Source organism: Actinophytocola sp. (assembly GCF_045807065.1).
GTDB lineage: Bacteria > Actinomycetota > Actinomycetes > Mycobacteriales > Pseudonocardiaceae > Actinophytocola.
The window spans coordinates 1-10,711 of record NZ_JBJMIE010000594.1; the positions used below are offsets into that span (position 1 = coordinate 1).

General features: G+C 72.0%; 10 protein-coding genes. 8 read left to right on the forward strand and 2 right to left on the reverse strand.

The features are described 5' to 3' along the window. Window positions 1-137 precede the first annotated feature (137 nt). Complete coding sequence (locus ACJ73U_RS34805) at window positions 138-296, reverse strand: hypothetical protein (protein ID WP_407782004.1); 159 nt, start codon at window positions 294-296, stop codon at window positions 138-140. A 145-nt stretch (window positions 297-441) separates the two neighbouring features. Here ACJ73U_RS34805 and ACJ73U_RS34810 point away from each other — a divergent pair, with 145 nt between their 5' ends. From ACJ73U_RS34810 to ACJ73U_RS34835, 6 genes are all read left to right on the forward strand, one after another. Then, the gene (locus ACJ73U_RS34810; RefSeq protein WP_407782005.1) at window positions 442-1,155 is read left to right on the forward strand and encodes a hypothetical protein; all 714 of its coding nucleotides are present in this window, start codon (window positions 442-444) and stop codon (window positions 1,153-1,155) included. Next, complete coding sequence (lpxD, locus tag ACJ73U_RS34815) at window positions 1,155-2,153, forward strand: UDP-3-O-(3-hydroxymyristoyl)glucosamine N-acyltransferase (protein WP_407782006.1); 999 nt, start codon at window positions 1,155-1,157, stop codon at window positions 2,151-2,153. Before ACJ73U_RS34810 ends, lpxD begins: the two co-directional genes overlap by 1 nt. Next, entirely contained in the window at window positions 2,150-2,989 is an 840-nt protein-coding gene (locus ACJ73U_RS34820; RefSeq protein WP_407782007.1) for a UDP-3-O-acyl-N-acetylglucosamine deacetylase, read from the forward strand. The genes lpxD and ACJ73U_RS34820 overlap by 4 nt, the downstream gene beginning before the upstream one ends. Then, window positions 2,986-3,318, forward strand: a complete 333-nt coding sequence (locus tag ACJ73U_RS34825) for a hypothetical protein (RefSeq protein ID WP_407782008.1) — start codon at window positions 2,986-2,988, stop codon at window positions 3,316-3,318. Before ACJ73U_RS34820 ends, ACJ73U_RS34825 begins: the two co-directional genes overlap by 4 nt. A 147-nt stretch (window positions 3,319-3,465) precedes the next feature. Continuing rightward, on the forward strand, window positions 3,466-4,692 hold the full coding sequence (locus ACJ73U_RS34830; RefSeq protein WP_407782009.1) for a cytochrome P450: 1,227 nt from the start codon (window positions 3,466-3,468) through the stop codon (window positions 4,690-4,692). Between the two features lie 129 nt (window positions 4,693-4,821). Beyond that, window positions 4,822-6,315 carry an alpha-L-fucosidase gene (locus ACJ73U_RS34835; RefSeq protein ID WP_407782010.1) on the forward strand — a complete coding sequence of 498 codons (1,494 nt, stop codon included), beginning with the start codon at window positions 4,822-4,824 and terminating at the stop codon, window positions 6,313-6,315. On the opposite strand, the gene ACJ73U_RS34840 is transcribed toward ACJ73U_RS34835, so the two are convergent. Continuing rightward, window positions 6,312-7,031: a GH12 family glycosyl hydrolase domain-containing protein gene (locus ACJ73U_RS34840; RefSeq protein WP_407782011.1), complete on the reverse strand. Its 720-nt coding sequence runs from the start codon at window positions 7,029-7,031 to the stop codon at window positions 6,312-6,314. The genes ACJ73U_RS34835 and ACJ73U_RS34840 overlap by 4 nt on opposite strands. Between ACJ73U_RS34840 and ACJ73U_RS34845 the strand changes: the two genes are divergently transcribed. Together ACJ73U_RS34845 and fdh are read left to right on the forward strand one after the other, a co-directional pair. Next, the gene (locus tag ACJ73U_RS34845; RefSeq protein ID WP_407782012.1) at window positions 7,012-7,218 is read left to right on the forward strand and encodes a hypothetical protein; all 207 of its coding nucleotides are present in this window, start codon (window positions 7,012-7,014) and stop codon (window positions 7,216-7,218) included. The genes ACJ73U_RS34840 and ACJ73U_RS34845 overlap by 20 nt on opposite strands. Window positions 7,219-7,475: 257 nt before the next feature. Beyond that, a partial coding sequence (gene fdh, locus ACJ73U_RS34850) for a formate dehydrogenase (RefSeq protein ID WP_407782013.1) occupies window positions 7,476-10,711 on the forward strand: 3,236 nt, incomplete at its 3' end.

Genomic DNA, 10,711 nt, shown 5'->3' on the forward strand with positions numbered 1-10,711 from the left:
GTCGGGCTGCCTCGGTCGGGCTGCCTCGGTCGGGCTGCCTCGGTCGGGCTGCCTCGGTCGGGCTGCCTCGGTCGGGCTGCCTCGGTCGGGCTGCCTCGGTCGGGCTGCCTCGGTCGGGCTGCCTCGGTCGGGTGGGCTCAGTCCGGTGGCTCGACCGTGCCGGCCTCGTCGCGCACGTCCTCCTCGGCCGGCGGCTTCTCCGGGTCGGGCTTCGGGATCGGGATGTCGAGGTCCGGCGGCTGCGGCGTGTCCGGCGGCTGCGGCGGATCCGGGTTGCGGGGCGTGGTGTCGCTCATGGCGGGGTGATTACCCCTGGCCGCCGTGCTTCAAGCGGTGCGGTCGCCCGCCACGGTCGCGGCCCGGACCGCGGTCCGGAGTGGACGAGAACGGCCCGCGGTGGGGTGCCGCTGTGCCAGGATGGGCGGCCAGGGGGTAGTGCTTGTGTCTCGTATTCATCCGACCGCCGTCGTGTCCTGGGACGCGGTCGTCGCGGACGACGTGGTGATCGGGCCGTACGCGGTGGTGCACCCGTACGTCCGGTTGGCGCCCGGTGTGCGGATCGACGCGCATGCCGTGGTCGGCGGTGATCCGCAGGACCTGTCGTTCGCCGGTGGCATCACGTGGCTGTCGGTCGGGCCGCGCACGGTGATCAGGGAGGCCGCGATCGTGCACCGGGCCACCAGGCCGGACGTGCCCACGAGGATCGGTGCCTCCTGCCTGATCATGGGGCAGGTGCACATCAGCCACGACGCTGACGTCGGCGACCGGGTCGTGGTGGCGCAGCGGACGGCGCTCGCCGGACACGTCACGGTCGGGTCCGACGCGGTGATCGGCGGGATGACCGCGGTGCACCAGCACGTGCGGATCGGTACGCGGGCGATGGTCGGCGCACTGGCCAAGGTGACGCGGGACGTGCTGCCGTTCTGCGCGGTCGACGGCAACCCGGCGACCCACCGGGCGCTGAACGTCGTGGGCCTGCGGCGGGCCGGCTTCTCGGCCGCCGACCGCCGGGAGCTGCGGGCGGCCTACAACCGGCTGCGTGCCGGCCTGCCGCTGGAGGACCGCGCGGGGCTCGTGGGGCAGCTCGCGGAGTTCCTCGACGTGCCGTCCCGGCGGGGGATCAGCGCGTTCGACAAGGCACGGGAGGTGGCCTGATGTGGACCCTGGCCGAGCTGGCGCCACTGCTCGGGGCGGTGGTCGGCGCGTCACCCGACTTCGTGGTGGCGCGGCCGGTCCCGCACGACTCCGACGATCCGCGGGGTCTCGCGTACTGCACCGGGCCGAAGCACGCGCGCGTGGCGGCCCGGCACGCGGTGGGTGCGTTGATCGTGCCGCCCGGGCTGGCGGTCGACCGGCCGTGCCTGCACGCCGAGCGACCCCAGGCCGCGTTCATGCGTTTCCTGGCGATGTGCCGGCGCCCGCTTCCCCTGGCCGACGGCGTGCACCCGACCGCCGTGGTCGATCCGGCGGCGGGCGTGGCCCCCGGCGCCTCGGTCGGGCCGTACGCGGTGGTGGCCCGCGGCGCCCGGATCGCCGCGGGGGCACGGGTTTTCCCGTTCTGCTACGTCGGCGAGGACTGCGTGGTCGGGCCGGAGACCGTGCTGTACCCGCATGTCGTGCTGTACCAGGACGTGCGCCTCGGCGCCCGGTGCGTGGTGCACGCCCACGCCGTGCTCGGGGCCGACGGTTTCGGGTTCGCGTGGGACGGCGTGCGGCAGGTCAAGGTCGAGCACGTCGGCGGGGTCCGCATCGGCGACGACGTCGAGATCGGCGCGGGTTCGGCGATCGACCGGGCGACCAGCGGCGCGACCACGGTGGGGCCCGGGGTCAAGGTCGACAACCTCGTCCAGATCGGGCACAACGCGACCGTGGGCGCGGATTCGCTGATCTGCGGCCAGGCCGGGGTCGCCGGGAGCGCCGTCCTCGGGCGACGCGTGACGCTGGGCGGGCAGAGCGGCGTGACCGACCACATCTCGCTTGCCGACGGCGTGACCCTGGCGGCCCGCGCGGCGGCGGGCCGCGATCTCACCGAACCCGTTGTGCACCACGGTTTCCCGGCCCGCCCGGACGGCCTGCGGATCTCGGCCGTGCTGGCGGAGCTGCCCCGGCTGCGCGACCGGATCCGGGAGCTGGAACGGCTGCTGGCGGAATGACCCGCCGCCGGACCGTGTCGGCGCCGGTGACGTTCACCGGCCTCGGTCTCCACTCCGGTCGCCCCGTCACGGTGCGGGTCCACCCCGCCGACACCGGGATCGCCTTCCGCTGCGGGGATTCACGCGTCGCCGCCGCCCCCGCGGCGGTCACGGACACCCGCTGGCACACGACGCTGGGCGCCGTGGGCACCGTCGAGCACCTGATGAGCGCGTTCGCCGGGCTGGAGATCACCGACGCCGAGGTCGAACTGTCCTATCCGGAGCTGCCCGCACTCGACGGCAGTGCCGCCGGGTACGTCGCCGCGCTGCGCACCCAGCCACTCGGTGAGGCGGACGTCGTCCCGCCCTTGCCGCGCGGGGAGGTCGTGGCCGGGACGGCGGACAGTTCGATCAGCGTCCGGGCGGGGACCGGGGTGTGGTCGTACACCTTCCGGCACGGCACCGGCGCGCGGACCTTCACCTGCCGGCTCCCGCGCGACTACCCGACCGAGGTCGCCCCGGCACGCACGATCGCGGTGGCCGACCAGGTGCCCGCCATGCGTGCCCAGGGGTTGGGCCGCGGCCTGGACGAGTCGTCGGTCGTGCTCCTGACCCGCGACGGCTACGCGAACACGCCGCGGTTCCCCGACGAGCCGGCGAGGCACAAGCTGCTCGACCTCGCCGGCGACCTGTACCTGACCGGCATCCCGGTTGGGCTGCTGGACGTGACGGCGTCGTTCAGCGGCCACAGCGCCAACATCGCCGCGGCCGTGGCACTTCTGGGCGATACCGAGCCGGCCCCGATATGGTCTACGAGACCTCGGGCGCCCCGGCGCGGATGGGAGCAGATGCGATGACGGAGAACGGCATAGTCTCGGTGGAGTCGCTCGCCGCCGAACTGCTCGAGGAGGCCCGCGGTCACCACTCGAAGCGCGCCGCCAGAACCCTGGTGTCCGGCACCGCCCAACGGGCGACGCTGATCGCACTCTCCGCGGGCGCGGAGATGTCCGAACACGACGCGCCGACGGCCGCCACGCTGCAGCTGCTGAGAGGTACCGCGAGGTTGCACACCCGCAACCAGGAGTGGGTCCTGGCCGCCGGCCAACTCGTCGCCGTCCCACCCCAACGTCACGGCCTCACCGCCGTCACCGACGCGGTCGCCCTGCTCACCGTCGCGCTCCGCTGACCCTGCCTGGAGTTCGGCCGCCTCGCCGTCGCCTTCCAGCCGTGATCGATCGACGTTCGCAGTGCGAGCCGGCGCCCGTCACTCTGGGTGACTCGGTCCACCCGGTCGTCGGGTTTTGCCGGGTCCACTCAGGGCACTCCCGTGCACATGCGACGTCCCCGTGGTGTGGTCGACAGCTCGTTGTCCGTGTTGGCCGAGGGTTACGGCTGGTTGCCCGCCCGCCGGGCCCGGTCCGCGTCCGGGGTGGCGCGGACGCGGGTGCTGGGCCAGCCGGCGGTCGGGCTGTGCGGCGAGGACGCGGCCCGGTTCTTCTACGACGAGGACCACGTCAAGCGGCACACGGCCATCCCGTGGCCGGTGCAGAACACCCTCTTCGGCCGGCACGCGGTGCACACGCTCGACGGCGAGGCGCACCGCTGCCGCAAGAGCATCTTCCTCAAGGCCGTGACCCCGGCCGCGGACGAGGTCGCCGGGCACGTCGCGGCGGCGTGGGACGACGCCGTGGCGTCCTGGCAGCCGGGCCGGCCGCTGGTGCTGTTCGACGAGACCGCGCGGATCATCACCCGGGGAATGTGCCGGTGGGCCGGCGTCCCGCTGCCCGAGACGGACGTGCCGGCCGTGGCACGGGACCTGGTGGCGATGGTCGACGGCTTCGCCACACCCGGGCCCCGGCACTGGAAGGCCCGCGCCGCCCGGGGCCGGCGCGAGGCGTGGCTCGGCCGGCTGGTGGCGGGCGTCCGCGACGGGGCGACCACCCCCACCGGCGGTTCCGCGCTCGAGATCGTCAGCAGCCACCGGGAGTTGGACGGCGAGGAGCTCTCGCCCCGGCTCGCGGCGGTCGAGCTGCTCAACGTCATCCGCCCGGCGGTCGCGGTCTGCTGGTTCGTCGCGTACGCCGGCCACGCCCTGCACCGGTGGCCGGCGCACCGGCAGCGGCTGGCCAGCGGGGCCGTCGGGTTCGCCAACGCGTTCGCGCACGAGCTGCGGCGGTTCTACCCGTTCGCGCCGTTCATCGGCGGCCGGGCCGTGCGGGACCTGACCTACCGCGGCGAGCACATCCCGCGGGGCGCGATGGTGCTGCTGGACCTGTGGGGCCACAACCACGACGAGGAGCTGTGGGGCGACCCCTACGCGTTCCGGCCGGAGCGGTTCCTGGGCCGTGAGGTCGGGCCGTTCGAACTGGCCGCACAGGGCATGGGTGACGTGTACACGAACCACCGCTGCCCGGGCGAGTCCGCGGTGGTGGCGATACTGCGGACCCTCGCGGTGCGCCTGGCCCGCCTCGACTACACGGTGCCGGAGCAGGACCTGGCGATCTCGCTGCGCCGCGTGCCGGCCAGGCCCACGAGCGGCTTCGTGCTGATCCCCGGCTGACCGGCCCTGTTCACCGGGGCCGACCGGCTGTAACATTCTCGTTATCAGCGGCGTCGAAGCGCTTCGACAGTCGGTATCGACAGAGGTTTCGACGGCGGCTTCGACCCGGCCCCGATGGAGCGTGCCTCGATGACGAAGCGACGTGTCCCCGTTCAGCTGCCGCGCCGTGGTTTCCTGGCGGCCGCCGGTGCCCTCGCCACTGCCGCGGCGCTCCCGGTGCCCGCCGGCGCTTCCGCTGCGTCCCGCGGCAACCGCTACGAGCTGCAGAAGCGGTTCGTGGACTGGCGTTTCGGCATGTTCCTGCACTTCAACATGGGCACCTTCCACAACCAGGAGTGGGTGGACCCGAACCAGGACCCGGCGTCGTTCAACCCGACCGCCCTGGACTGCGGGCAGTGGGCCGACGCGGCCGTGGCGGCGGGCATGCGCTTCGCGGTGCTCACCGCCAAGCACCACGACGGGTTCTGCCTGTGGCCGACGCGCTACACCGACTACAGCGTGATGAGCAGCGGGTACCGGCACGACGTGGTGCGGGAGTACGTCGACGCGTTCCGCGCGAGGAACGTGGTGCCCTGCCTGTACTTCTCCATCTGGGACCGCACCAACGGGGTCGGCCCGGCGGTGTGGGACGAGGACGCCCCGATCGACCTGGAGCTGGTCAAGGGCCAGCTCACCGAGCTGCTCACCCGGTACGGGCGCATCCCGCTGCTGATCTTCGACGGCTGGGCGTGGCATCCGCGCCTCGGCCACCAGGTGGTGCCCTTCGGCGAGATCCGGGAGCACGTGGCGGCCCTGCAGCCGGACTGCCTGGTCCTGGACCTGAACGGGCTCTCCGAGCCGTGGGACACCGACCTGCTGTTCGTCGAGGAGCCCAAGGGCGGCGTGTTCTGCCCGCCGGACAACACCTATGCGGCGAGCCAGGGGCAGACCATCTCACCGGCCGGCTGGTTCTGGCACCCCGCGACCCCCGGCGCCGTGCTCACCCCGGAACAGGTCGTCGACGGACACCTGGCCGTGCTCGAACCGAGGTACTGCACGTTCATCCTGAACTGCCCGCCGAACCCGCAGGGCCTGCTGGACGCGACCGTGGTGGAGACGCTGCGGCAGGTCGGCACGCGGTGGTCGCCCAACCGCGGCCGCCCGCCGCTGCCCGCCCAGCCCGACCAGGTGCGCCACCCGCTCACCCCGGTCGCGGCGGCCGGCGGCGGGAACGCGGCCCTGGCCGTGGACGGTCACAGCGACTTCGGCTGGAACGGACAGGCCGACCAGACGCTGTGGTCGGCCGGCCCGCTGCCACAGTCGATCACCCTGGACCTGGGCCGGGTCTACCGGGGCGTCGACACGCTGACCTACCTCCCCCGGCAGGACACGGCCACCGCGTACGCGTTCGACTACCTGACCGAGGGCGACATCACCGCCTACCGCATCGAGGCGAGCGCCGACGGCCGGCACTTCCACGAGGTGGCGCGGGGCTCGTGGGCCCCGGACAACACGCTCAAGCGTGCCCGTTTCCACGCCCCACCGACCCGCTACCTACGCCTGGTGGCCACCGCCACGGCAGGCGGCACGACCGCGACCGCGAGCGAGATCGGCTGCGGCGGCACCCGAACCAGGCCGGTCTAGTCCGTTATCGAGAAGTCCGTGACCTCGAAGGTGACCGGTTTGCCGTCGGTCGAGACGATCTCCACGCCGTAACAGACCTGGCCGAGGGTGGAGTCCGCCGGCACGCGGCCGTTGCCGACCAGGTAGTCCAGGAACGCCCGCAGGTCCAGGGTGCCCGACGTCAGCGGTCGGGCCGGCACGAAGGCCAGGTACTCGTTGTCGCCCGTCGCGTACAGGTCCCACGTCGTGCCGCTGAACGGCAGGGCGCCGGCCACCCGGGAGCCGGCGGGGGACTGCCGGGAGTTCTCGGTCCAGATCATGACCTCGCGGTTGCCGGGCACCCCGTTGAGCCAGATGTCGTAGGCGACGTCGTAGATCCCCGTGTGCGGACTCGTCGCGGCGAACGTCGACGTCAGCGTGGGGTAGGCGCTGAGCGCCGGCTCCTTGCCCGTGTCCCAGTCGTGGTAGTCCCTGTGCACGTTCGGGTAGGTCTTCACCGCGCCGTCACCAGCGCTGTCGTCCGCGGTCGTCGTGACCGACCAGTCGCGGTAGGAGCACGCGGTCAGGGCCTGCGTCACGTCGTAGCCAGAGGCGTTCCACATGTTGTTCTGGACGTAGTAGTCGCCGTCGCTCCACCCGTCGTCCGCCGCGGACGTGGTGAACTGCGCGTCGCCGCAGCCGGCCCCGGTCACCGCGGCGGTGACGGGCGGTGTGGTCGTGGTGGTCGTGGGGGGCATCGTCGACCGGGTAGCCGTGGCCGGCGGGGTGGTGCTCGTCGCCCGTGGCGTGGTGGTCGGTGTGGCAGTCGCCGTCGCCGCGGCTGAGTCCACGGCGGGCACCGAGGCGGCGGAGACGAGCACGCCGCTCGTCACCATGGCGAGTCCCGCCCCGGAAACCACGGCGACACCCAGGCGGCGAAGATGACGAGTCCTGTCCACGACCTCATCTCCCGCCTCTGCGATCAGGCTCCGATCTCAACTCCCGCGCCCGCGAATGCCAAGTAATGCGGACTGAAACCACCCGGATGAGTGAGGAGATCACCGTGCGCGTCCGTTCCGGCGCTCATCGCATCGCTTGCACGCCGGACATGGCTGGTCACCGAGACCGTACGTGCTTGGTGGTTTCAAGGGGGTGACGTGGGGTAGACCGATGCGCGAAGATCAGCGTGGAGGTGCCCTGGGATGGGAGTCGGCGACTGGGTTCGGTCGTGGCCGGTCTACCGGCAGCTCACCGGTGCCGACCGACTGGGGCGGGGGGTGGCCGCCGAGTCCAGGAAGACCCTCGAGCTGACCGCGCGGACCGGCACCGTGGACCGGGTGGTCGACACCGTCTGTCCCTACTGCGCGGTCGGCTGCGCGCAGAAGGTGTACGTCAAGGACGAGCAGGTCGTGCAGATCGAGGGCAACCCCGACTCGCCGATCTCGCGCGGGCGGCTCTGTCCGAAGGGGTCGGCGAGCAAGCAGCTCGTCACCGGGCCGCAGCGTGAGCAGCACGTCCTCTACCGGGCGCCCTACGCCGAGGACTGGCAGCGCATCAGCCTGGACAAGGCCATGGAGATGGTCGCGGACCGGGTGCTCGACGCGCGGCGCAAGGGGTGGCAGGACCACGACGAGCACGGCAACAGGCTGCACCGCACCATGGGCATCGCCGGGTTGGGCGGTGCGACGCTGGACAACGAAGAGAACTACCTGATCAAGAAGCTCTTCACGGCCATGGGCGCGGTGCAGATCGAGAACCAGGCCCGTATTTGACACTCCGCCACGGTTCCCGGTCTGGGAGCCTCCTTCGGTCGCGGCGGCGCGACGGACTACCAGCAGGACCTCTCGAACTCCGACTGTGTCGTGATCATGGGGTCGAACATGGCCGAGGCGCACCCGGTCGGCTTCCAGTGGGTGATGGAGGCCAAGGCGAACGGCGCCGAGGTCATCCACATCGACCCCCGGTTCACGCGGACCAGCGCGCTCGCGGACCTGCACGTCCCGTTGCGCGCCGGCACGGACATCGCGTTCCTCGGCGGGGTGATCAACCACATCCTGTCCAACGACCTCGAGTTCCGGGAGTACGTGGTCGCGTACACGAACGCGTCATTCCTGATCGACGAGCGCTTCGTCGACACCGAGGACCTCGACGGCCTGTTCAGCGGCTTCGACCCGGCGACCCGGTCCTACGACAGCGCGAGCTGGCACTACGAGAGCCTCGCCCCCGAGACGCGGGAGGGTGACCGAACCAAGGAGCAGTCGTCGTCCTACCAGCACGGTTCCGGCGGCCCGGTGCTGGAGACCGGCGCCGGTGAGATCGCGAACGACCCGACGCTGCGACACCCCCGCTGCGTCTTCCAGATCCTCAAGCGCCACTACGCCCGCTACACCCCCGAGGCCGTCGCGGAGATCTGCGGTGTGCCGGTCGAGCGGTTCCAGCGGGTGTGTGCGGCGTGGACGTCGAACTCCGGCCGGGAGCGCACCGGCGCGCTCGTCTACAGCGTCGGCTGGACCCAGCACACCACCGGGCCGCAGAACATCCGCGCCGGCGCCATCATCCAACTGCTGCTCGGCAACATCGGCCGCCCCGGCGGCGGGGTCTACGCGCTGCGCGGCCACGCGAACATCCAGGGCTCGACCGACATCCCGACGCTGTTCAACCTGCTGCCCGGCTACCTGCCGATGCCCGACACCTCGCACGCGACGCTGGCCGACTACCTGGAGAGCATCCAGGGCACGTGCCAGAAGGGGTTCTGGTACAACGCCGACGCCTACTTCGTGTCGCTGATGAAGGAGTACTGGGGCGAGGCGGCCACACCGGACAACGACTACTGCTTCGACAACCTGCCCCGCATCAACGGCGACCATGGCACCTACCAGACCGCGATGGACATGGTCGACGGCACGGTGTCCGGCTACTTCCTCCTCGGGCAGAACCCCGCGGTCGGCTCGGCGCACGGCAAGCTGCAGCGGCGCGGGATGGCCAACCTGGACTGGCTCGTGGTGCGCGACCTCGTCATGATCGAGAGCGCGACGTTCTGGAAGGACGGCCCCGAGGTGGAGACCGGCGAGCTCACGCCGCGAACCTGCCGGACCGAGGTCTTCTTCTTCCCCGCGTCCTCGCACGTGGAGAAGTCCGGCACGTTCACCCAGACCCAGCGGATGCTGCAGTGGCGCGACAAGGCCGTGGAGCCGCGCGGTGACCAGCGCTCGGACCTGTGGTTCTTCTACCACCTCGGCAGGATGCTCAAGGAGCGGCTGGCCGGCTCGACCGACGAGCGGGACCGGCCCGTGCTCGACCTGGCCTGGGACTACGCGATGGAGGGCGACGAGCCGTCCCCCGAGGACGTGCTGCGCCGCATCAACGGGACCAACCTCGCGACCGGGAGGCCCGTCAGCGCCTACACCGAGCTCAAGGCCGACGGCAGCACCGCGGCCGGCTGCTGGATCTACAGCGGCGTGTACGCCGACGGGGTGAACCAGGCCAGGCGGCGCAAGCCGCACCACGAGCAGGACGCCTACGAGCCGGAGTGGGGCTGGACGTGGCCGGCCAACCGCCGCGTGCTCTACAACCGCGCCTCGGCCGACCCGCAGGGCCGCCCGTGGAGCGAGCGCAAGAAGCTCGTCTGGTGGGACGCCGACAAGGGCGAGTGGACCGGCGACGACGTGCCGGACTTCGAGAAGACCAAGCCACCGGACTACCGGCCGCGCGAGGGCGCGGTCGGCCCCGAGGCCATCCACGGCGACGACCCGTTCATCATGCAGGCCGACGGCAAGGCGTGGCTGTTCGCGCCGAGCGGGCTCGCGGACGGGCCGCTGCCGACGCACTACGAGCCACACGAGTCGCCGGTGCGCAACCGGCTCTACGGCCAGCAGAGCAACCCGGTGCGGAAGGTGTACGACCGGCCGGACAACCCGGCCAACCCGTCGCCCTCGGCCGAACACGACGAGGTCTTCCCGTACGTGTTCACCGCCGCCCGGCTGACCGAGCACCACACGGCGGGCGGGATGAGCAGGCAGCTGCCCTACCTGGCCGAGCTGCAGCCGGAGCTGTTCGTGGAGGTCTCCCCGGAGCTGGCGGCCGAGCGCGGCCTCGCGCACCTCGGCTGGGCGCACGTGATCACCAGCAGGGCCGCCGTGGACGCCCGGGTGTTCGTCACCGACCGGATGACACCGCTGCGGCTGGCCGACCGGGTCGTGCACCAGGTGTGGATGCCCTACCACTGGGGCTACTCCGGCCTCGTGCGCGGCGACGTCGTGAACGACCTGTTCGGAGTCGTCGCCGACCCCAACGTCTTCATCCAGGAAAGCAAGGTGGCCACCTGCGACATCCGACCGGGGCCCCGTCCGCGCGGTCCGGACCTCCCGGGGATGCTTGCAGGCCTGCGAGCATCCGCGGGCATCACACCTGCTACCGGCGCCCGTCTCGCGACCGCGCA